The sequence below is a fragment of the Pelagovum pacificum genome (assembly GCF_016134045.1).
Taxonomy (GTDB): Bacteria; Pseudomonadota; Alphaproteobacteria; order Rhodobacterales; family Rhodobacteraceae; genus Oceanicola; species Oceanicola pacificus_A.
This window is the reverse complement of the sequence record NZ_CP065915.1, coordinates 3525758-3545196: the sequence shown is the minus strand read 5'-3', so window position 1 is coordinate 3545196 and position 19439 is coordinate 3525758. Positions and strand designations below refer to the sequence as shown.

Below are 19439 nucleotides of genomic sequence, written 5' to 3'. Positions count from 1 at the left end.
CCCACCCTCACGTCGCGAAAGAGCGGTCCCTGCACTTGACACTCCCGGCGCGGACCACGTTATGAACGTCCGATTGAACGTCCACTCCGACTGCGAGCATAGCGCATCATGGAAAAGATACCGCTGACCCGTGCCGGCTTCACGAAGCTGGATGCAGAGCTGAAGCACCTGAAATCGGTCGAACGTCCGGAGATCATCCGGGCGATCTCCGAAGCGCGTGAGCACGGCGACCTCAGCGAGAACGCCGAGTACCATTCCGCCAAGGAAAAGCAGTCGTTCATCGAAGGGCGCATAAAGGAGCTCGAAGGTGTGATGTCGCTTGCCGACGTGATCGAGGTCACGCGCATGTCCGGCCCGGTCAAGTTCGGCGCGACCGTCGAGCTGGTCGACGAGGACACCGACGAAGAGCGGACCTACCAGATCGTCGGCGAGTACGAGGCCGACATCGAGAACGGCAAGCTGAACATGAAATCGCCGCTCGCCCGTGCCCTGATAGGCAAGGAAGAGGGTGATAGCGTGGAAGTCCGGACGCCGGGTGGTGATCGCGCCTACGAGATCCTCAAGGTGTCCTACGTCTGACATCCCGTTCGGGAAAGGGCTTGCTCGGCATGAATGAGCAAACCAAATCGGATCGCAGCCCCCTTGCGGCCTCCACCGGGCCGGACGGCGGCAGCGTGACGCCCGTCGAACTGGGCGCGATCCTGCTGAGCCTGCTCTGGATCGCGGTCGTCGCCGGGTTTTTCATGCTCGCCCCGTCAGGGGAGGGCAGCGATCCGCTGCGCTTCGTCCTCACGCTTATGGCGATCTTCCTGCCGGTTGCGATGATCTGGGTCGGTGCCTCTGCCATGCGGTCGAGCCGCATCATGCGCGAGGAAAGTGCCCGCCTTCAGGCAGCAATCGACGCGCTGCGAAAGTCATATATCGAGGACCGTCAACGTGGCAGCGGGACGCTCGACCAGTCGATCGAGCGTCGCCTGACCGAGATCGCGCAGGCCGCCGTCAAGTCGGAGCCGGCGGTCGCGACCTTCGCCACCGCCCGCACGCAACAGCGCCGGACGGTACCGCCAGCGAGAATCTCCGAACGCCCGCCGGCGGAAGAACAGCCGAGCCTCGCCTTCGGCGGCACGGCCGAGGACCCCGGCCCGGACCTGCCGCGCGGCGACCTGATCCGGGCGCTGAACTTTCCCGACAACGAACGGGACGAGGCCGGCTTCGCGGCGCTGCGTGCGGCATTGAAGGACCGTAATGCCCGCCAGCTGATCCGCAGCAGCCAGGACGTTCTGACCCTGCTCAGCCAGGACGGCATCTACATGGATGACCTGCATCCGGATCTGGCCCGGCCCGAAGTCTGGCGGCGCTTCGCCAACGGTGAGCGCGGCCGCGCCATCGCGGCGCTGGGCGGCGTGCGCGACAGGTCGAGCCTCGCGCTTACGGCCGGGCGGATGCGGGAGGACACGATCTTCCGCGATGCCGCGCACCACTTCCTGCGCAAGTTCGATCAGGCGCTCGTCACGTTCGAAAAGGAAGCGAGCGACGAGGAAGTCGTCGCCCTGTCGGACACTCGTACGTCACGGGCGTTCATGCTGCTCGGCCGGGTCGCCGGGACTTTCGACTGACGGGAAGGGCAAGGCCCAAGATCGGGCCTTGCCGCAATGTTCGGGCTTGCCTGCGCCGCCGCTCAGAGCGGGCCCTTGGCGAGCGCCTCGGCGGTCCGGCGGGTGTTCTGGTAGATGCCGAGCCCGAGATACATCAGCCCTGCGAACAGGATCACGTAGAGGCTGCCACCGACGAACACCATGATCGCGGCGATGATCGGCGACGGCGCGCCCGGCATTTGCGAATACATGCCCGTCGCCGCTCCGGCTGTCGCCAGCACCACCCCGATGATCATGAGAATGACGAGAACGCCCACCAGCTTTTCAAAGGCGTTGATGAAAAAATCGCGCATCTTGTGCTCCACGCATTGGAAATTTCACGTGGAAGCACCCTGCGCGAGGCGGCGCAGGGCAGAAAGTAGCGAAAGCCTGACCTCGGTGGCGGCCTAGTAGCTGAATTCCGGGTAGATGCGGCTCAGGTCGCCGTTCCACTCGCCGTGGTAGAGCGCCAGCAACTCGTCCGCCTGCGTCTGCCCGGTCTCGAGGCTGTCCTCGAGCGCGTGGAGGAAGTGACGCTCGTCCGCGACCATGCCGCCCAGCCCGGGACGTGCCCGGCGTTTCAAACCTTCGCGCGCGATGGCGACGACCTCGGTCGCGAGGTCCTTCATCTTCACGCCCCCGACTTCCGCGTCGAGCCCGCCGATCGAAGCTTCGACCCGCCACGCTTCGCGCGTCTCGGCGTCCCAGTCCTTGGCGAGGTCCCATGCCGCGTCGAGCGAGCCCTGATCGTAGAGCAGGCCAACCCACAGCGCGGGCAGGGCGCAGAGCCGGCGCCACGGGCCACCGTCCGCGCCGCGCATCTCGATGAACTTCTTCAGCCGGGCCTCGGGGAAAATCGTCGTCAGGTGATCGGCCCAGTCGCTGAGCGTCGGAATTTCTCCCGGCAGCGCCGGCAGCTCGCCCTTCAGGAAGTCGCGGAACGACTGGCCGAGCGCATCGACATACTCGCCGTCGCGATAGACGAAATACATCGGCACATCGAGCGCGTAGTCGACGTAACGCTCGAACCCGAAGCCGTCCTCGAACACGAAGGGAAGCATACCCGTCCGGTCGGCGTCGAGATCGCGCCAGACGCGCGAGCGGAAGCTCTTCAGCCCGTTCACCTTGCCTTCGAAGAAGGGCGAATTGGCGAACAGCGCCGTCGCGACAGGCTGCAGTGCGAGCGCGACACGGAATTTCTTCACCATGTCCGCCTCGGAGCCGAAATCGAGGTTCACCTGCACCGTGCAGGTGCGCCGCATCATGATCCGGCCGGTCGTGCCGACGCGCTGCATGTAGGCGTCCATCAGCTTGTAGCGGCCCTTCGGCATCAGCGGCATCTGCTCGTGCGTCCAGTCCGGCGCGGCGCCGAGACCGATGAAGCCGACGCCGATCTTGTCGGCGATGTCCTTTACCTCGCGCAGGTGGTTGTTCACCTCGTCGCAGGTCTGGTGGATCGTCTCGAGCGGAGCCCCCGACAGTTCCAGCGCGCCGCCGGGTTCGAGGCTGACGTTTGCGCCGTCCTTCTCGAGACCGATGAGCTTGCCGGCCTCTTCCACCGGGAGCCAGCCGTAGGCGTCGCGCAGGCCCTGGAGCACGGCATGAATAGACCGCTCGCCGTCGTAGGGCAGGGGCAGGAGGCTGTCGCGGCAGTAGCCGAACTTCTCGTGCTCGGTGCCGATGCGCCAGTCTTCCTTGGGCCGGCAGCCGGCTTCGAGATAGGCGGCAAGCTGGTCGCGGCTTTCGATCGGGCCGCCGCCGGACTGAGGTATCGACATGGACGAGGGCTCCGTTGATTTGCCGTTACGAGCGGTTCTCTCGTGGCGTCACGCGCGGCAGGTGTCAATGTGCGGCGACGTGCCGGAGGCTGCGCATCAATGCAACCGACGTTGCGGCGCCTCCCAGACGACCACGCTCCTGTCGGGGCGGTTGCGCAGCGCCTCCAGCATCTCTTCGGTGTGGATGCCGGGGAGCGCGGCGAACAGGTCGAACAGCCCGTCAGCACCTTCGGCATTGACCGGAATCGCAAGTGTTTCACCGGTCTCGGAGGTCAGGCGCCACGAGGCTTCGCCGCTCGCGCCCGGGTCGAGCTCCAGCCGCGAGAGCAGGTCGAAGTCGGCGACGCCTCCGTCGAACGGGCCGTAATAGACGACGCGACGTTCGTCGATCGTCACGATTCCGGCACCGCCGCCGCCTTGGGCGAACCGCATCCGCTGGAGCGCGGCAACCGCCAGTCCCGCGCCGACCACGACCAGCGTCCAGCCGATCCAGCGGACGATGCCGAAGCTGCCGAGGCCCCACCAGAGGCCGACCAGCGCGATCAGGCCGGCGAGGATCACCTCGCTCCATTTGCGCAGGACGGTGCGGACTTCCGGGCGGATCAGGTCACGCACGGGCCACCTGCGGCGTCCGGTAGAGGCAGAGGGTCCAGTCGCCGATTCGCTCGAAACCGAGCGCAATGTACGCGCGTGCGGCGTTCTCGCTCGCCGCGAAAAGCGTGGCTTCCGTCGCACCACCGTCGCGGGCTTCCTCGAGGTGGAGCGCGACAGCGCGGCGGGCGTGACCCTTGCGGCGCAACTCGGGCGGGGTGTAGACGCCGCCGATCTGCACCGCGTCGGGCAGCCGCGCGTTGAAGCCGGTGGTGGCGAGCGCGGTGCCGCCCTCCATCAGGACCCGGTGGGACCCGGCGGCGATGTAGCCCTCATAGGACGCCCGGCCCTCGACCTCGGCTGTCTCGGCGTCGGAGCCGAGTGCTTCGATCTCGTAATCCGCGCGCCAGCGGATCATCTGGTCCCGGTCGGCGGCCGCCAGCGGACGAAGGGTGCCCGGCCCATCCGGAATCACCAGTTGCGCGAGGTCCAGCGCGAACTGCGGTTCGTCGTTGTCGATCGCGGTCTCGCCGCCATCAAGGCCGGCGGCTTTCATCATCGGACGCGCTTCCTGCGCCGGGCCGAGCACGGCGGTGATCTCCATACCGTCCAGAACCTCTGCCGCCGCCTGCCAGTCGCCAGACGTGAGAGCGGGCATGACCGTCCCGTTCGTCGCGACAGTGAGCACGTCGGACACCTGTCCGTCCCGCTCGGCCACCCACATCCGGGGCGCGTAGGCGTGGTCGCCGTCGAGCCCGAACCGGTCGAGGTTCGACAGCTGGAACATCGCAAGTGGCAGCCGTGTGCGCAGGAACGCCTCGACAGCAGGAAGGTCCACGGTCGTCACGCGTCTCATTGCCAGTCTCCAAGTTTCGACTGCCAGAGCGTCATCGCCGCGACAGAGGCCGTGTCGGCCCGCAGGATCCGGGGGCCAAGGCTGACCGGCACCGCGAAGGCCGCGCCGCGCAGGCTCGCCCGTTCACGCTCGGAAAAGCCGCCCTCCGGCCCGATCAGGATCGCCCAGGGACCGGGAGCGGCTTCGGGCAGGCCGGCATCGCCATCCATCGCCTCGTCGCAGAACATCAGCCGCCGGTCGCCGGGCCAGTCGGCAAGCCGCCGGTCGAGGCGGACCAGATCGTCGACCTCCGGCACGAAAGTCGCTCCGCACTGCTCGGCGGCTTCGGTCGCGTGGGCCTGCAGGCGATCACGGCGAATCCGTTCCGAGTTGGTGAATTCGGTCTGTACCGGGCAGATGCGCCGGGCGCCCATTTCCACCGCCTTTTCGACGATGAAATCGGTGCGAGCCTTCTTCACCGGGGCGAACATCATCCAGACATCGGGGGGCATCCGCAGCGGCATGGTCTGCTCCGCCAGCGCCAGCGTCCCGCCACGCTTGCCGGCCTCCGCGACCTCCGCACGCCACTCGCCATCGCGGGAATTGAACAGCATGATCTGCGCACCCACAGCTAAGCGCATGACGCCAAACAGATAATGCGCCTGCTCCCGCGAGAGCGGAATGGTTTGCCCCTCCTGCAGGGGGTGGTCTACACAGAGCCGGACATCGGACATGGGGTGGACCATATGACCGACGAGAGGGCGGTTCCAGACGATAGCGTCGCCGACGCGGTCAAGGGCAACTGGGTGGACCACAAGGCACCCGCAGCGCTTCGGCCCTACTTGCGCCTGAGCCGGATCGACCGGCCGATCGGGACGTGGCTGTTGCTGCTGCCCTGTTGGTGGGGGCTCGGCCTCGGCGCACTGCAGAAGGGCAGCTTCACGATATACGACCTCTGGATCGGGATCGGCTGCGCCATCGGAGCGGTTCTGATGCGCGGTGCGGGCTGCACCTGGAACGACATCACCGACCGCGACATCGACGGATCTGTGTCGCGCACGGCGAAGCGGCCGATTCCGTCGGGGCAGGTTAAGGTGCGCATGGCGCTCGGCTGGATGCTGGCGCAGTCGCTGGTCGCCTTGCTGATCCTGCTGACCTTCAACTGGCCGGCGATCCTGCTCGGCTTCCTGTCGATCCTGCCGGTCGCGGTCTATCCCTTCGCCAAGCGCTTCACATGGTGGCCGCAGGTGTTCCTCGGCCTCGCCTTCAACTGGGGCGCGCTGCTGACCTTCACGGCGACGACCGGGTATCTCGGCTGGCCTGCGGTCGTGGCCTACATCGGCGGCATCTGCTGGACGCTGTTCTACGACACCGTCTACGCCTACCAGGATGCGGAGGACGACGCGCTGATCGGGGTGAAATCCACCGCCCGGCTGTTCGGCGACACGGCTCCGACGTGGCTCCGGCGATTCCTCGTGGGTACGGTGATTCTCCTGAGCTTCGCCACGATCCTCGCGACGATCGACCGCAGCGTGCTCAGTCTTGTGATCGCCGTCTGCGGCTGCTGGGCGATGGGCTGGCACCTGACGTGGCAGCTCGTCCGCTTCGATTCGACCAACAATGACAGGCTGTTGGCGCTGTTTCGATCGAACCGGAATGCCGGCCTGATCCCGGTGCTGTTTTTCGCCGTCGCCGGGCTGGTCTGATTGCAGCGAGGGGGCAGCGGGAATAATGATACCGGACCCTGAAACGACCAGTTGATCCCCTATGCGCCTCAAGAGCATTGCCACCGTCGCCGTAACTTTCGTCCTCGCCGCACTATTGTCGGTGATCGGCGCCCGGGCAGCGGTGAGCGTTGTGGAGGACCGCTCGGTCATCGCGGTGCGGGAGGCGCTCACGGACGAGGGCCAGGCCTGGGTCGAAGTGCTTGGCGATGGCCTGCAGGTGATCCTCGAAGGCGAGGCGCCGAGCGAGGCGGTCCGTTTCCGCTCCATCACCATCGCCGGGACACAGGTTGATGCGAGCCGTGTGATCGACAACATGTCCGTCGCCGACCCCGACCGGATCGAGCCGCCCGAGTTCGTGATCGAGATGCTGCGAAACGACTCCGGCATCTCCCTGATCGGCCTCGTCCCCGCCAACACCGACCGCGAGGACGTCGCCGCCCGGATCGCTGCCGCGGCCGAGGACATGCCGGTCACCGACCTGCTCGAGACCGCGGATCACCCGGTGCCGGAAGGCTGGGATCGCGCGCTCGAACATGCGCTGACGGCGCTGGAGCTACTGCCCCGCTCAAAGATCTCCGTGACGCCCGGACATGTCGACATCATTGCCAACGCCGACTCTCCCGAAGCGAAGGCGCGACTCGAAACACGGCTGAACCAGCGGTTGCCGCAGGGCGTCGAGGTCGCGATCGAGATCAGCGCGCCCCGTCCGGTCATCACGCCCTTCACGACGCGGTTCATCCTCGACGACTCCGGTGCCCGCTTCGATGCCTGCGCCGCCGACACTGATCGCGCGCAGGCTCGCATCGCCGCCGCCGCCACGTCGGCCGGGTTCGAGGGAGAGATCAACTGTCCCCTCGGCCTCGGCACGCCCTCCCGCAGCTGGAGCGATGCCGTCTCCCGCTCGATCCTCGCCGTGAACGACCTCGGCGGCGGAACCGTTACCGTGTCCGACGCTGACGTGCTGCTTGTCGCCCGCGAGGGGACCGAGCAGGGCGAATTCGATCGCATCGTGGGCGAACTGGAGAACAGCCTCCCCGACGTCTTCGCGCTGGAAGCCGTGCTGCCCGTCGCCCCGGATGTCAGCGAGGAAGGCCCGCCGCAGTTCACCGCGACGCGCAGCCCCGAGGGGCTGGTCCAGCTTCGCGGTCGGGTCGAGGACGACCTGATGAACACGACGGCCCAGAACTACGCCCGCGCCCGCTTCGTCGGCTCCGAGATCACGATGGGAACGCGCATCGCCGAAGAACTGCCGCAAGGCTGGTCGGTCCGCGTGCTCGCCGGGATCCAGGCGCTGTCGGAACTGTCGCACGGGTCCGTCGTGGTCGAGCCGGACTCGGTCGATGTGCGGGGCGTCAGCGGCAACCAGGAGGCAAGCGGCGACATTTCCCGCATGCTGATCGAAAAGCTCGGACAGGACGCCGACTTCGAGATCGACGTGACCTACGAGGAATCGCTCGATCCGATCGCGGCGCTTCCGACGCCGGAGGAATGCCTCCAGCAGATCGGGGTCGTCTCCGCGGGCCGCAAGATCACGTTCGAACCGGGGTCTGACGACATCACAGGCGAGTCGCAGGCGGTCGTGGACGACATCGCCGAGATCCTGCGCCGCTGCCCCGACCTCAGGGTCGAGGTCGCGGGCTACACCGACAGTCAGGGTCGCGAGGAAATGAACCAGGAACTCAGCCAGCGCCGGGCCGAGGCCGTTCTGGCCGCCCTGCGCGTGCGCCGGGTCCCGGTGGCAAGTTTCGATGCAGTTGGTTATGGCGAAGTCGACCCGATTGCGGATAATGACACCGCAGAGGGCCGGGAAGCGAACCGCCGGATCGAATTCCGGCTGATCGAACCGGGTAGCGATGAAGAGCCCACGGGCCTCGAACAGGTCGAGGACGAGGCGACGGACGACGGCGACGCGGCGGAGGGTGAAGACGACACCGCCGCGGACGACCAAGACGGGGACGATGAATAGAACTGAATTCATAGTTGCGACGGCGGTCATCCTGTTCATCGCGTTCTGCCTCGGATGGTTCGCCTCCTGGCTCATCAACCGGTTCACCCGCGTGACGAAAGCAGAGATCGGCGAACTCGACCGCATGGCGCAGGCCCTGCACGAAGCTGAAGAAACCCGCGATCAGGCGATCACCTACCTCCAGCAGCGCGAGGCGGAGATCACCAACCAACTCACCCAGACCGAGGCGGAGCTTCGCGCCGCGATGGATGGCCTCCGCGAAGCGCGGCACGAGGCCGAAGAGCTGCGCAGCTACATCGAACGCCACAACGTGGGCGCCTGAGATGAAGGTCGGCTACCGGCAGATGATCGACGCGGCCGAGGCCGAGATCGAGACGCTCCCGGTAACCGACGCCATCGCCGCGCTGCAGGACCCGGACGTCCGCTTCGTCGACCTGCGCGACCGGCGCGAGCTGGAACGGGAAGGCCGCATTCCCGGCGCGTTCCATTGTCCGCGCGGGATGCTGGAATTCTGGATCGACCCGGAAAGCCCCTACCACAAGCCACTCTTCGCGGAGCCGAAGCGCTTCGTCTTCTACTGCGCGAGCGGCTGGCGTTCCGCGCTGGCCACCAAGACGGCGCAGGACATGGGGCTCTCACCCGTCGCTCATGTCGGGGGCGGGTTCTCCGCCTGGCGTGAGGCCGGGGGCGAGGTGGAGCAGGTCCAGCCGAAGGGCTGAACCAGGTCGCCGTGCACGGCGGTCCTCCGCAAGGGCTGCTTGACCCTACCGCCGCTTTCGGAGACCACGATCCAAGCCAATGAATGGAGGCGCATATGCGTACGGTCTACGTGAACGGTCAGTTCGTCCCGGAAGGGGAGGCGAAGGTCTCTGTCTTCGATCGCGGGTTCCTGTTCGCGGACGGCGTCTACGAAGTGACCAGTGTGCTCGGCGGCAAGCTGATCGACTTCGACGGTCACGCCACCCGTCTCGAGCGGTCGTTGAGAGAGCTCGACATGAAAGCGCCCGTCGACAAGGACGAGCTTCTGGCGGTCCACCGCGAACTGGTCGAGATCAACTCCATCGAAGATGGCATGATCTACCTCCAGATCACACGTGGCGCGCCCGCTGACCGCGATTTCGCCTACCCGGCCGCCGACGTCGAGCCGACCATCGTGCTGTTCACCCAAAACAAGCCGGGCCTTGCCGACAGCCCCGCCGCGAAGGTCGGGATCAAGGTGATCTCTATCGAGGATCAGCGCTGGGGCCGCCGCGACATCAAGACGGTGCAACTGCTCTATCCCAGCATGGGCAAGATGATGGCCAAGGCCGCCGGTGCCGACGACGCGTGGATGGTCGAGGACGGCAAGGTGACCGAGGGCACCTCGAACAACGCCTATATCGTCAAGGACGGTACGATTATCACGCGCGATCTCGGCACCGAGATCCTGCACGGAATCACCCGTGCCGCCGTCCTGCGCTTCGCCCGCGAGGCGCAGATGAAAGTGGAGGAGCGCGGCTTCACCCTCGAAGAGGCGAAGAACGCCGACGAGGCCTTCATCACCTCCGCATCGACCTTCGTGATGCCGGTCGTGGAGATGGACGGCCAGAAGATCGGCACCGGAGAGCCGGGACCGGTGGCGAAGCGTCTGCGCGAAATCTACCTCGAGGAAAGCCGCAAGGCCGCCACCTGAACGACAACGGGCCGCAGCGTCGCCGCCACGGCCCGTCATCCCCACCATCCCGACCGCGCGCGCCGGCCGGATGTATTCGGGTCAGCTGCTCCGCACGCGGTGCGGGGCAGCCTGTTTCGTCGCCCTGAGCCCGATCGTGAGGGCCGGCAGGACAATGAGCGTTGCGAAGATCATCAGCATCGGAAACCAGACCGCCAGCATGTCAGGCGCTCCGGAAGCGGATGGAGTTGCTGTCGAGCTCGGACGAGGTCACCCCGGCAATGATGGCGATGACCTTGCCCTGCATCTCGATCCGGCAGCCGCGACGGCTGTCACGGAACCGGATTTCGTCGCCTTCGCGGGCGTCGTCGATTGTCAGGGTAAGCGTTTCGCGGTCGGGGTTGAAACCGCGGACCAGAGCAGGCTCCGCGCTGTCGGACGAACCAAATGCACCGGCCACAAAGTCTGTGAGAGTCCCGAGGAGGGTGGGGCGCAGTGCGAAGTCCATCATTTCAATTCCCTTGGCGTTGCCGGCCCTGCCGACGTCGCCCCCACGAGCAATGAGATACGGAATTGTGGCGGATCGTGTCAAACTTGGGGCAGCCGTCGTTTCCCAAAGGATGACGGCTGCCCCAATAGTCCGAGATTGACGCGCTAACCGTGGTTAATGGCGGGTTAATCCGGGCAGTTCCGGCACGATGCCTCCCCGAATCTGCCCGAATCTCGTCCGAGTCGCGCGGAATGTGTCATTGGAGTTCGAAGACGCCGCAGGCGAACCGGTCCCCGGCGTCCCCGGCGGGCTGGCTCTCATAATCGTCGGACCCGGCGTGGACGATGAAAGCGGCGCCGTCATCGTCGGCCAGCCATTCCTCGACCGAGAAGTCCGGCAGGAAATATTCCGCTTGAAGCGTTCCGTCGGCCTGGACTGTTGCATTCGGGAGATCCCCCGGATGCGGGCCGTTCTCGCTCATGATGCCATGCTCGGCATCCCCGGCAATGTGGCCACCAGCAGAAGAAAAGTCTTCGGCCGAGCAATCGCCGGTCTCGTGTAGGTGAATGCCATGCACGCCCTCCGGGATGCCGGTCAGGCTGATGATGACATGGGCGACGCCGGAGGGCGTGTCGATCACCTGGACGATGCCGAGTTCGGCCCCGTCCACGCTGGTCACGGGAGCGTCGGCCTCCGCAGCGAAGGCGGCGACAGGCAACAGGCAGGCGATGGCGGTGGCGGTGCGGATGAACATGGGATGATCCTTTCTATCCTCTCCGACCAACCTGCGACGCGAACCCTGTGTTCCGACGGGGGGGTGATTACATCGGGGTTACTTCTTGCAGGTAACGGGGCCGGGATTACCTCGGGGCTTTCTGATGGCGAAGGAAAGGACCCACCGATGGCTCTCAAGCTGAAGATCATACACGGCAGCACACGTCCCGGTCGCAAGGGCCTGCCGGTTACCAGGTGGATCGAGGGTCTGGCGCGAGACGTCGACGGTTTCGATGTCGAGTTCGTGGACCTTGCCGACGTTGGCCTGCCGCTGCTCGATGAAGCCGCGCACCCCGCGATGCAGAACTATGAGCACGCTCACACGAAAAGCTGGAGCAACATCGTCTCGGACGCCGACGCCTTCGTCTTCGTGATTCCCGAATACAACTACTTTCCGCCCGCCGTCGTGGTGAACGCGGTCCAGACGTTGCTGAAGGAATGGTCGAAGAAGCCGGCCGGAATCGTCAGCTACGGCGGTGTGTCCGGCGGTCTGAGGGCGACGCAGGTGCTGCGCACGCTGCTGGCGAACGTCGACATGGTGCCGCTGACCAAGACCGTCCCGCTGCCCTTCTTCGCCACGCATATCGAGGGCGAAACCTTCACGCCCACCGAGCCGATGTCGGAAGGCGCCGGGATCATGCTGGCCGAGTTGCTCCGCTGGGCGGAGGCGCTGAAGCCGATGCGCGGCTAAATCTTGCGGGCGACGTTCTCGGCGAAGCTCTTCTCGAAGGCCGTCTGCTTGTCCGCGTCGGCTTCGGGCTGGCGCGCCTTCCAGTCGTCATAGGGCATGCCGTAGAAGATCTCGCGCCCCTCGTCCTTCGTCATATCGATGCCGCGCTCATTCGCGGCTTCCTGATACCAGCGGCTGAGGCAATTCCGGCAGAACCCGGCAAGGTTCATCAGGTCGATGTTCTGCACGTCGGGCCGCTCTTCCATCAGGTGCTGGCGCAGGCGGCGGAAGGCGGCGGCCTCCAGTTCGGTGCGGGTCTGGTCGTCCATGAGAGCCTCCATTCGGTGCGTCTGTCGCTAGAGATGTTGCGCCCGCCCGCCCGCATCAAGCGCTGGGCGCAGGATTCGTCAGTCTTCCAGCCGCTTTCGGGCATCCTCGAGGATCGGCGCAAGCCGCTCGGCCCATTCGCGTTGACCGCTTTCAGTCGCGATGAGGTCCTGACGGATCTCGATCAGCGCGTTGTGACGGCCCGCGCGCAGCGCGTGGCGATCGACCGCGTCGCCCGGCAGGTGGCCGGGGTAGGGCTCGTTCTCGCCGACGACGAGGTCACGCTCTTCGCACAACCGGTCGATCAGCGGGCGCGACAGCCGCTCGTCCCACGCGTGCAGCACCGTTATGTGCCAGGGTCTCGGCCGCCGCCCGACGAGGCGCGGCGTGAAGGAATGGATCGCGAGGTAGAGAATGTCGTCCCGCCGATCCGCGAACTCATCGATCGCGGCGTGGTAGGGCTCGTAGAGCATCTCGCGCCGGCGCACCTTCTCGGCCTCGTCGGCATGACGGTTCGCCGGAATGATCGTGCCGTCGTAAAGCTTCATCAGAAGCGTCGGATCGTCAGCCCCCCGGTTCGGATCGATCACCAGCCGGGAGAATCGCGACAGCACCGCCGGCGCGTCCAGCAGGTCGGCGAGCCGCCGCGTCACTCCGGCGGCGCCCACATCATAGGCGATGTGGCGTGCCATCTCGCCCGGGGGCAGGCCGAGGTCACCTCCGGCGACGTCGAGGGGGACGAAATTGCTCGCGTGGTCGCATGTCAGGAGCCATCGGCTGTTGCTGCCCGGGTTCACGATCTCGAAAGACGGCTCGGTCATAATTCCTGTCATTCATTTTTCACGGGGCTTAGGCTAGTTGTCGGCGGAAGTGAATTACGCAATAAGGGCGCCGACCAAGCAGTTAGCGGTAACGCCCGCACGGCGAGCCGAGCAGACGGAGGGCCGCAATGAAACGTCAACGCAGCGTAAAGATTGTCGCAACACTGGGGCCGTCCTCCAGCAGTTACGAGGTGATCCGCAAGCTACATGAAGCCGGGGCCGACGTGTTCCGCCTGAACATGAGCCACGGCGATCACGCCGAGATCGAGGCGCGTCACAAGATCATCCGCCAGGTTGAGAAGGATGTCGGCAGCCCGATTGGTGTTCTCGCCGACCTTCAGGGGCCGAAGCTCCGTGTGGGCAAGTTCGCCAACGGCGAGGAAGAGCTCGAGATCGGCCAGATGTTCCGGCTCGATCTCGATGAGACACCCGGCGACAACAGCCGCGTCCAGCTGCCGCACAAGGAAATCTTCGACGCGCTCGAACCCGGCGCGTCGCTTCTGGTCAACGACGGCAAGATTCGTCTGAAGGTCAAAGACTGTGGCGCGGACTTCGCCGATTGCGAAGTGACCGTCGGCGGCACGATCTCCAACCGCAAGGGCGTGAACGTGCCCGACGTGGTGCTGCCGCTTGCCGCGCTGTCGGAGAAGGACCGCAGGGACCTGGAGTTCGTGTGCGAGCTTGGCGTCGACTGGCTGGCCCTGTCCTTCGTGCAGCGTGCCGCGGATGTGGAAGAGGCGCGCGCACTCACCAAGGGCCGTGCCGACATCCTGTCGAAGATCGAGAAGCCGGCAGCAGTGAAGTCCTTCGACGAGATCCTCGAAGCGTCCGACGGCATCATGGTCGCCCGTGGCGACCTCGGCGTCGAACTGCCCGTGCAGAACGTCCCGCCGATCCAGAAGCAGCTCGTTCGCAAGTGTCGCGCGGCCGCCAAGCCGGTGATCGTCGCGACACAGATGCTCGAAAGCATGATCGAAAGCCCGATGCCGACCCGGGCCGAGGTGAGCGACGTCGCCACTGCCATCTATGAGGGCACCGACGCGATCATGCTGTCCGCCGAAAGTGCCGCCGGGGATTACCCCGTAGAGGCGGTGACGACGATGAACGCCGTCGCGATCGAGGTCGAGAACGACCCGAACTACCGCGGAATCATGGTCGCCAGCCGCGCGATCGAACGCACCAGCGTCGCCGACGGTATCGTCGCCGCTGCCCGCGAAATCGCGGAAAGCACCGACGTTCTGGCGATCTGCTGCTTCTCCGAAAGCGGCACGACCGCGCTGCTGATCGCGCGCGAGCGGCCCAAGGTGCCGACGATCACGATGACGACCTCGACTCACACGGCGCGGAGCCTCTGTCTGTCGTGGGGCATCCAGACGGTGCTGACCGGCGACATCGACCGCTTCAAGACGGCTGTGGTCTACGCCGTCCGCGCCGCCAAGGCGGAGCTCGAAGCCAAGGATGAGGACAACATCATCGTCGTCGCGGGTGTCCCGTTCAACACGCCGGGCTCCACCAACATCCTGCGCGTCGCCCCTTGCGAAGAACGGCTCATATTCCGACAGGAACCCGGCTAACTGAGGTCATATTCGGTGTCTATGACGCTACGTCATGGATACTGATCTCATATTTCTCATCGGGCTGCTTGTCTCCGGTTTCGCGGTGCCTGCGGTGATCGGGGCGTTCACGGACGGACGGCCGCCCCGCACGGCGGCCATCATGTTCATGATCGGCGGCGGACTCCTCGCCCTTGCTATCTCCGAAAGTGGCGCGGGCTATGACATTGCCGAGATTCCGGACGTCTTCGTCCGGGTGGTCGGGCGCTACATCAACTAATCTCTGGACAGCGGAGCCGGCCGGAATTATACGGCCGGCTCCAATCCGTTCGGGCGGGCTATGTGGCATGCCTTTCCGAATGTTCGCACGTTCCCGTAAAGGAGACCGAAATGCCCAAGATGAAGACCAAGTCGAGCTGCAAGAAGCGGTTCAAGGTGACCGCCTCCGGCCGCATCAAGGCCGGTCAGGCCGGCAAACGCCACGGCATGATCAAGCGCACCAACAAGTTCGTCCGCGACGCTCGCGGCACGACCGTGCTGTCCAAGGCTGATGAGCAGATCATCAAGCCGATGATGCCCTACGCGCGCTGAAGGAGGCCTGATCAATGCGAGTCAAAGGCGGAACCGTCACCCATCGTCGTCACAAGAAGGTCCTCGATTCGGCCAAAGGCTACTACGGCCGCCGGTCCACGACCTTCAAGGTTGCCAAGCAGGCCGTCGACAAGGCCAACCAGTACGCAACCCGTGACCGTCACAACAAGAAGCGCAACTTCCGTTCGCTCTGGATCCAGCGGATCAACGCTGCTGTCCGGTCGCACGACGAGTCGCTGACCTATTCGAAGTTCATCAACGGGCTCGGCCTTGCCGGGATCGAAGTCGACCGCAAGGTGCTGGCCGACCTCGCCGTGAACGAACCCGAAGCGTTCGGCACGATCGTCGAAAAGGCGAAAGCCGCGCTGCCGGCCTGAATTCAGGCCAGGTGACACGATCGAGAGCCGCCCCACGGGGCGGCTTTTTCTTTTCCCGAACCGTCCGCGGCCCGGAACGTTGAAGCGGGAAAGCAAGAGGCGAGACATATGTTCGACTGGATCACAAACATCATCGACGCGGTCGGCCCGGTCGGGGTCGCCCTTTTGATGTTCCTCGAGAACGTCTTCCCGCCCATTCCTTCGGAACTCATCATGCCGCTCGCGGGATTCAACGCACAGCAGGGCGACATGTCCTTCATCGGCGTCCTACTCGCCGGGATCGTCGGGTCGGTCGCCGGGGCCGCCCTCTGGTACTGGATCGGCGCAGCCATCGGGATGAGGCGGCTGAAGAAGCTCGCCCGCAATCATGGCCGCTGGCTGACCCTGACCCCCAGCGAGCTTGAACGCTCTGCCGACTGGTTCAGCCGGCACGGCGGCGAAGCCGTCTTCTTCGGCCGCCTGATTCCGACGGTGCGCACCTTCATCTCGGTCCCCGCCGGCGTTGCCGGCATGCCGGTGCCGAAGTTCCTGATCTACAGCCTGATCGGCACCGCGATCTGGACAGCGTTGCTTGCCGCGGCGGGCTATCTGCTCGGCAGCCAGTACGACCTTGTCGAGGCCTGGCTCAATCCGGTCTCCACCGGCGTCGTCCTGTTGATCGTCGCGCTGTACCTCTACCGGGTCGCGACCTTCGGCAAACGCCTGCGCCGCGAGACTGAGTAGCCGGGCCATGGTCTTCGCCGTAGCTTCGCGACAGGTTTCATAACGCGCTCCGAACATCGTCCTGCATTTTTGACGGAGGCCTTGCCCGTGCGCTCCCCGTTGCCGGCTCGTCGCCGTGCAGCAGTACGGCAGCCCCCTGTTCGCTTGGGGCAGACTGCGATAGGGCTGCTCCATAGGTTTACAGGAGTGACGCCATGCTGAAGAACGATCCGCTCGAGCAATGGGACCGCGATACTTTCCTGCATCCGTCGACCCACTGGGCCGATTTCGCGCGGGGCAAGGCGGTGCATCGGATCATTTCGTCCGGTGAAGGCAGCCATATCGTCGACCGCGAGGGCAAGCGCCTGCTCGACGCGTTCGCGGGACTCTATTGCGTGAACGTCGGCTACGGTCGGACGGAGATCGCCGATGCCATCGCCGCTCAGGCGAAGGAACTGGCCTACTATCACTCCTATGTCGGCCACGGCACCGAGGCGTCCGTCACGCTCGCCAAGATGATCCTCGACCGCGCGCCCGACCACATGAGCCGGGTCTACTTCGGCCTTGGCGGGTCGGACGCGAACGAGACGAACATCAAGCTGATCTGGTACATGAACAACATCCTCGGCCGGCCCGAGAAGAAGAAGATCATCTCCCGCTGGCGCGGCTACCACGGCTCCGGCCTGATGTCGGGGTCGCTCACCGGGCTGGCGGCGTTCCACAACGCCTTCGACCTGCCGCTCGTGCCGATCCTGCACACCGAGGCACCCTACTACTACCGCCGCCCGGACGTCTCCATGTCGGAAGAGGCGTTCAGCGCCTATTGCGCCTCCGAACTCGAGAAGATGATCCTGAAGGAGGGGCCCGAGACGATCGCCGCCTTCTGGGGTGAGCCGGTGCTCGGCACCGGCGGCATCGTACCGCCGCCGAAAGGTTACTGGGCCGCGATCCAGGAAGTCCTGAACAAGTACGACATCCTTCTGGTGGCTGACGAGGTCGTCACCGGCTTCGGGCGGCTCGGCTCGATGTTCGGCTCCGAACACTACGGGATGAAGCCCGACATCATCACGATCGCGAAGGGGCTCACCTCGGCCTACGCGCCGCTCTCCGGATCCATCGTGAGCAAGAAGGTCTGGGCCGCGCTCGAGCAGGGGACCGACGAGATGGGGCCGATCGGCCACGGCTGGACCTATTCCGCGCACCCGATCGGTGCCGCGGCGGGTGTCGCGAACCTCAAGCTGGTCGATGACCTCGGCCTGCTCGAGAACGCCGCCACGGTCGGGGCGCACCTGCGCAAGGCGATGTCCGATGCGATCGGTGACCACCCGAACGTCGGTGACATTCGGGGCGAGGGGATGCTTTGCGCGGTGGAGCTTGTCTCCGACCGGGAGACCCGTGCCGGCTGGGACGATCAGAAGCCTGCCGTGACCGCCGTCGCCCGCCTACTTGCCGACGGCGTGATCGGCCGGGCGATGCCACATTCCGACACCATCGGCTTCGCACCGCCGCTCTGCCTGACAAAGGCGGAGGCCGAGGAAGTGGCCGAGAAGACCGCCAAGGCGATCAAGGGCACCTTCGGGAGCTGAGAAAACAGGGACGCGCCCGACCCTCGGGCGGGCGCTCCCGACACCGCCGCTGAGCGCATTATCTCTCGCTATCGGACGACGTCTTTTCGGTGTTCGACGGTGAAATGCGCGCTCCCGGGAGGAGAGGCGGGGGCGGCCCGGGGCTCGTCGCGCCGCGCCAGATCCGGCTACTTGGCGTCCCTCTCCGACCCGCCCCGCGCTTGCACCCATCCCCCCAATCTCGTAACGCGTGCGCGAGCAGACAAAGAGGCTGGCGATGGACGATCTTCGCGACAAGTACCTTGGACTGATTGCCGATGCCGCGGACGAATCCGCGCTCGAAGACCTGCGCGTGCAGGCCATCGGCAAGAAGGGCGAAGTCAGCCTCGCCATGCGCGAGCTCGGCAAGATGACTCCGGAAGAGCGCAAGGAGGCCGGCCCCCGGCTGAACGCACTGAAGGACGAGATCACCTCGGCCATCGCCGCCAAGAAGGCGGGCCTCGAGGATGCCGCGCTGGACGAGCGCCTGCGGGCCGAGTGGCTCGACGTGACGCTGCCCGGCCGCACCCGTCGCATGGGCACGATCCACCCGATCAGCCAGGTCTGGGAAGAGGTCACGACGATCTTCGCCGACATGGGGTTCTCTGTCGCGGAAGGCCCCCAGATCGAGACCGACTGGTACAACTTCGACGCGCTGAACATCCCCGGTCACCACCCGGCGCGGGCCGAGATGGACACGTTCTACATGCACCGCAAGGACGGCGACAATCGCCCGCCCCACGTGCTGCGCACCCACACCTCGCCCGTCCAGATCCGTCACATGGAGGCCCACGGAGCCCCCTGCCGGATCATCGCGCCGGGCCGCGTCTATCGCGCCGACTACGACCAGACCCATACGCCGATGTTCCATCAGGTCGAGGGCCTCGCCATCGACAAGGACATCTCGATGGCAAACCTGAAGTGGGTGCTGGAAGAGTTCTTCACCGCCTACTTCGGCACGACCGTGAAGACCCGCTTCCGCGCCAGCCACTTCCCCTTCACCGAGCCGTCGGCAGAGGTCGACATCCAATGCTCGTTCGAAGGTGGCACCGTGAAGGTGGGCGAGGGCGACGACTGGCTCGAAGTTCTCGGCTCCGGCATGGTGCATCCGAAGGTGCTGGCCGCCGCTTCGGTCGATCCGGACCAATGGCAGGGCTTCGCCTTCGGCATGGGGATCGACCGGATCGCGATGCTGAAATACGGCATCCCCGATCTGCGCGCCTTCTTCGATGCCGACCTGCGCTGGCTGCGCCATTACGGCTTCGGCCCGATGGAAGTGCCGACGCTGCGCGGCGGCACCGCCGGCTGACGGCCCACGACCGCGCTTGACCTTTGGTAAAGGCGCAGT

At 65.6% G+C, this 19439-nt stretch carries 24 protein-coding genes; 15 read left to right on the top strand and 9 right to left on the bottom strand.

What is annotated here, in order from left to right; translation table 11 throughout:
• Nucleotides 1-108: 108 nt before the first annotated feature.
• Nucleotides 109-579: a transcription elongation factor GreA gene (gene greA / locus I8N54_RS17430; RefSeq protein ID WP_140196777.1), complete on the top strand. Its 471-nt coding sequence runs from the start codon at nucleotides 109-111 to the stop codon at nucleotides 577-579.
• 29 nt (nucleotides 580-608) lie between these two features.
• Entirely contained in the window at nucleotides 609-1616 is a 1008-nt protein-coding gene (locus I8N54_RS17425) for a membrane protein insertase YidC (RefSeq protein WP_140196775.1), read from the top strand.
• Between the two features lie 62 nt (nucleotides 1617-1678).
• On the opposite strand, the gene I8N54_RS17420 is transcribed toward I8N54_RS17425, so the two are convergent.
• From I8N54_RS17420 to I8N54_RS17400, 5 genes are all read right to left on the bottom strand, one after another.
• The gene (locus I8N54_RS17420; protein ID WP_140196774.1) at nucleotides 1679-1948 is read right to left on the bottom strand and encodes a hypothetical protein; all 270 of its coding nucleotides are present in this window, start codon (nucleotides 1946-1948) and stop codon (nucleotides 1679-1681) included.
• Between the two features lie 93 nt (nucleotides 1949-2041).
• A complete protein-coding gene (locus I8N54_RS17415; protein ID WP_140196772.1) occupies nucleotides 2042-3412 on the bottom strand; it encodes a glutamate--cysteine ligase in 1371 nt (456 codons plus the stop codon).
• Nucleotides 3413-3508: 96 nt separating this feature from the next.
• Complete coding sequence (locus tag I8N54_RS17410) at nucleotides 3509-4027, bottom strand: hypothetical protein (protein ID WP_140196770.1); 519 nt, start codon at nucleotides 4025-4027, stop codon at nucleotides 3509-3511.
• Nucleotides 4020-4859, bottom strand: coding sequence for a GNAT family N-acetyltransferase (locus tag I8N54_RS17405; protein WP_140196768.1), 840 nt, complete (start codon nucleotides 4857-4859; stop codon nucleotides 4020-4022). Before I8N54_RS17405 ends, I8N54_RS17410 begins: the two co-directional genes overlap by 8 nt.
• Complete coding sequence (locus I8N54_RS17400) at nucleotides 4856-5572, bottom strand: 16S rRNA (uracil(1498)-N(3))-methyltransferase (RefSeq protein WP_140196766.1); 717 nt, start codon at nucleotides 5570-5572, stop codon at nucleotides 4856-4858. Before I8N54_RS17400 ends, I8N54_RS17405 begins: the two co-directional genes overlap by 4 nt.
• Nucleotides 5573-5584: 12 nt before the next feature.
• Here I8N54_RS17400 and ubiA point away from each other — a divergent pair, with 12 nt between their 5' ends.
• The 5 genes from ubiA (at nucleotide 5585) to I8N54_RS17375 (ending at nucleotide 10203) form a co-directional block, all read left to right on the top strand.
• Entirely contained in the window at nucleotides 5585-6544 is a 960-nt protein-coding gene (gene ubiA / locus I8N54_RS17395) for a 4-hydroxybenzoate octaprenyltransferase (protein ID WP_140196764.1), read from the top strand.
• A gap of 61 nt (nucleotides 6545-6605) precedes the next feature.
• Complete coding sequence (locus I8N54_RS17390; protein WP_140196762.1) at nucleotides 6606-8531, top strand: OmpA family protein; 1926 nt, start codon at nucleotides 6606-6608, stop codon at nucleotides 8529-8531.
• Entirely contained in the window at nucleotides 8524-8853 is a 330-nt protein-coding gene (locus tag I8N54_RS17385; RefSeq protein ID WP_140196760.1) for a hypothetical protein, read from the top strand. The genes I8N54_RS17390 and I8N54_RS17385 overlap by 8 nt, the downstream gene beginning before the upstream one ends.
• 1 nt (nucleotide 8854) lies before the next feature.
• Nucleotides 8855-9250 (top strand): rhodanese-like domain-containing protein, encoded by a 396-nt coding sequence (locus I8N54_RS17380; protein WP_140196758.1) that lies wholly within the window; start codon nucleotides 8855-8857, stop codon nucleotides 9248-9250.
• A gap of 95 nt (nucleotides 9251-9345) precedes the next feature.
• Nucleotides 9346-10203, top strand: a complete 858-nt coding sequence (locus I8N54_RS17375) for a D-amino-acid transaminase (protein ID WP_140196756.1) — start codon at nucleotides 9346-9348, stop codon at nucleotides 10201-10203.
• A 202-nt stretch (nucleotides 10204-10405) separates the two neighbouring features.
• Here I8N54_RS17375 and I8N54_RS17370 read toward each other — a convergent pair whose 3' ends face one another.
• Nucleotides 10406-10693, bottom strand: coding sequence for a hypothetical protein (locus I8N54_RS17370; protein ID WP_198571735.1), 288 nt, complete (start codon nucleotides 10691-10693; stop codon nucleotides 10406-10408).
• 235 nt (nucleotides 10694-10928) lie between these two features.
• The gene (locus I8N54_RS17365) at nucleotides 10929-11426 is read right to left on the bottom strand and encodes a superoxide dismutase family protein (RefSeq protein ID WP_140196752.1); all 498 of its coding nucleotides are present in this window, start codon (nucleotides 11424-11426) and stop codon (nucleotides 10929-10931) included.
• 147 nt (nucleotides 11427-11573) lie between these two features.
• On the opposite strand from I8N54_RS17365, the gene I8N54_RS17360 reads away from it, so the two are divergent.
• On the top strand, nucleotides 11574-12137 hold the full coding sequence (locus I8N54_RS17360; protein ID WP_140196750.1) for an NADPH-dependent FMN reductase: 564 nt from the start codon (nucleotides 11574-11576) through the stop codon (nucleotides 12135-12137).
• On the opposite strand, the gene I8N54_RS17355 is transcribed toward I8N54_RS17360, so the two are convergent.
• Complete coding sequence (locus I8N54_RS17355) at nucleotides 12134-12445, bottom strand: DUF1244 domain-containing protein (RefSeq protein WP_140196748.1); 312 nt, start codon at nucleotides 12443-12445, stop codon at nucleotides 12134-12136. The two genes, I8N54_RS17360 and I8N54_RS17355, sit on opposite strands and share 4 nt — an antisense overlap.
• 78 nt (nucleotides 12446-12523) lie before the next feature.
• The gene (locus I8N54_RS17350) at nucleotides 12524-13264 is read right to left on the bottom strand and encodes an N-formylglutamate amidohydrolase (RefSeq protein ID WP_140196746.1); all 741 of its coding nucleotides are present in this window, start codon (nucleotides 13262-13264) and stop codon (nucleotides 12524-12526) included.
• A gap of 128 nt (nucleotides 13265-13392) precedes the next feature.
• Here I8N54_RS17350 and pyk point away from each other — a divergent pair, with 128 nt between their 5' ends.
• From pyk to pheS, 7 genes are all read left to right on the top strand, one after another.
• Complete coding sequence (gene pyk / locus I8N54_RS17345; RefSeq protein WP_140196744.1) at nucleotides 13393-14838, top strand: pyruvate kinase; 1446 nt, start codon at nucleotides 13393-13395, stop codon at nucleotides 14836-14838.
• A 34-nt stretch (nucleotides 14839-14872) separates the two neighbouring features.
• On the top strand, nucleotides 14873-15097 hold the full coding sequence (locus I8N54_RS17340) for a hypothetical protein (protein WP_140196742.1): 225 nt from the start codon (nucleotides 14873-14875) through the stop codon (nucleotides 15095-15097).
• Nucleotides 15098-15207: 110 nt separating this feature from the next.
• Nucleotides 15208-15408 (top strand): 50S ribosomal protein L35, encoded by a 201-nt coding sequence (gene rpmI / locus I8N54_RS17335; protein ID WP_140196740.1) that lies wholly within the window; start codon nucleotides 15208-15210, stop codon nucleotides 15406-15408.
• A gap of 14 nt (nucleotides 15409-15422) precedes the next feature.
• On the top strand, nucleotides 15423-15785 hold the full coding sequence (gene rplT, locus I8N54_RS17330) for a 50S ribosomal protein L20 (RefSeq protein ID WP_140196738.1): 363 nt from the start codon (nucleotides 15423-15425) through the stop codon (nucleotides 15783-15785).
• 108 nt (nucleotides 15786-15893) lie between these two features.
• On the top strand, nucleotides 15894-16508 hold the full coding sequence (locus tag I8N54_RS17325; RefSeq protein WP_140196736.1) for a DedA family protein: 615 nt from the start codon (nucleotides 15894-15896) through the stop codon (nucleotides 16506-16508).
• 194 nt (nucleotides 16509-16702) lie between these two features.
• Nucleotides 16703-18073, top strand: coding sequence for an aminotransferase (locus tag I8N54_RS17320; RefSeq protein ID WP_140196734.1), 1371 nt, complete (start codon nucleotides 16703-16705; stop codon nucleotides 18071-18073).
• A 256-nt stretch (nucleotides 18074-18329) separates the two neighbouring features.
• Nucleotides 18330-19400, top strand: a complete 1071-nt coding sequence (pheS, locus tag I8N54_RS17315; protein ID WP_140196732.1) for a phenylalanine--tRNA ligase subunit alpha — start codon at nucleotides 18330-18332, stop codon at nucleotides 19398-19400.
• The last annotated feature ends 39 nt before the right edge of the window (nucleotides 19401-19439 follow it).

What these genes read in the sequence shown, in the direction of transcription:
- I8N54_RS17340 (WP_140196742.1), top strand. Translation starts at nt 14,873, where the DNA reads ATGGATACTGATCTCATATTTCTCATCGGGCTGCTTGTCTCCGGTTTC.
- pyk (WP_140196744.1), top strand. Translation starts at nt 13,393, where the DNA reads ATGAAACGTCAACGCAGCGTAAAGATTGTCGCAACACTGGGGCCGTCC.
- I8N54_RS17365 (WP_140196752.1), bottom strand. Translation starts at nt 11,426, where the DNA reads ATGTTCATCCGCACCGCCACCGCCATCGCCTGCCTGTTGCCTGTCGCC.
- greA (WP_140196777.1), top strand. Translation starts at nt 109, where the DNA reads ATGGAAAAGATACCGCTGACCCGTGCCGGCTTCACGAAGCTGGATGCA.
- I8N54_RS17405 (WP_140196768.1), bottom strand. Translation starts at nt 4,859, where the DNA reads ATGAGACGCGTGACGACCGTGGACCTTCCTGCTGTCGAGGCGTTCCTG.
- I8N54_RS17350 (WP_140196746.1), bottom strand. Translation starts at nt 13,264, where the DNA reads ATGACCGAGCCGTCTTTCGAGATCGTGAACCCGGGCAGCAACAGCCGA.
- I8N54_RS17380 (WP_140196758.1), top strand. Translation starts at nt 8,855, where the DNA reads ATGAAGGTCGGCTACCGGCAGATGATCGACGCGGCCGAGGCCGAGATC.
- pheS (WP_140196732.1), top strand. Translation starts at nt 18,330, where the DNA reads ATGGACGATCTTCGCGACAAGTACCTTGGACTGATTGCCGATGCCGCG.
- I8N54_RS17355 (WP_140196748.1), bottom strand. Translation starts at nt 12,445, where the DNA reads ATGGACGACCAGACCCGCACCGAACTGGAGGCCGCCGCCTTCCGCCGC.
- I8N54_RS17370 (WP_198571735.1), bottom strand. Translation starts at nt 10,693, where the DNA reads ATGATGGACTTCGCACTGCGCCCCACCCTCCTCGGGACTCTCACAGAC.
- I8N54_RS17400 (WP_140196766.1), bottom strand. Translation starts at nt 5,572, where the DNA reads ATGTCCGATGTCCGGCTCTGTGTAGACCACCCCCTGCAGGAGGGGCAA.
- rplT (WP_140196738.1), top strand. Translation starts at nt 15,423, where the DNA reads ATGCGAGTCAAAGGCGGAACCGTCACCCATCGTCGTCACAAGAAGGTC.
- I8N54_RS17415 (WP_140196772.1), bottom strand. Translation starts at nt 3,412, where the DNA reads ATGTCGATACCTCAGTCCGGCGGCGGCCCGATCGAAAGCCGCGACCAG.
- I8N54_RS17325 (WP_140196736.1), top strand. Translation starts at nt 15,894, where the DNA reads ATGTTCGACTGGATCACAAACATCATCGACGCGGTCGGCCCGGTCGGG.
- ubiA (WP_140196764.1), top strand. Translation starts at nt 5,585, where the DNA reads ATGACCGACGAGAGGGCGGTTCCAGACGATAGCGTCGCCGACGCGGTC.
- I8N54_RS17420 (WP_140196774.1), bottom strand. Translation starts at nt 1,948, where the DNA reads ATGCGCGATTTTTTCATCAACGCCTTTGAAAAGCTGGTGGGCGTTCTC.
- I8N54_RS17360 (WP_140196750.1), top strand. Translation starts at nt 11,574, where the DNA reads ATGGCTCTCAAGCTGAAGATCATACACGGCAGCACACGTCCCGGTCGC.
- I8N54_RS17385 (WP_140196760.1), top strand. Translation starts at nt 8,524, where the DNA reads ATGAATAGAACTGAATTCATAGTTGCGACGGCGGTCATCCTGTTCATC.
- rpmI (WP_140196740.1), top strand. Translation starts at nt 15,208, where the DNA reads ATGCCCAAGATGAAGACCAAGTCGAGCTGCAAGAAGCGGTTCAAGGTG.
- I8N54_RS17425 (WP_140196775.1), top strand. Translation starts at nt 609, where the DNA reads ATGAATGAGCAAACCAAATCGGATCGCAGCCCCCTTGCGGCCTCCACC.
- I8N54_RS17320 (WP_140196734.1), top strand. Translation starts at nt 16,703, where the DNA reads ATGCTGAAGAACGATCCGCTCGAGCAATGGGACCGCGATACTTTCCTG.
- I8N54_RS17390 (WP_140196762.1), top strand. Translation starts at nt 6,606, where the DNA reads ATGCGCCTCAAGAGCATTGCCACCGTCGCCGTAACTTTCGTCCTCGCC.
- I8N54_RS17375 (WP_140196756.1), top strand. Translation starts at nt 9,346, where the DNA reads ATGCGTACGGTCTACGTGAACGGTCAGTTCGTCCCGGAAGGGGAGGCG.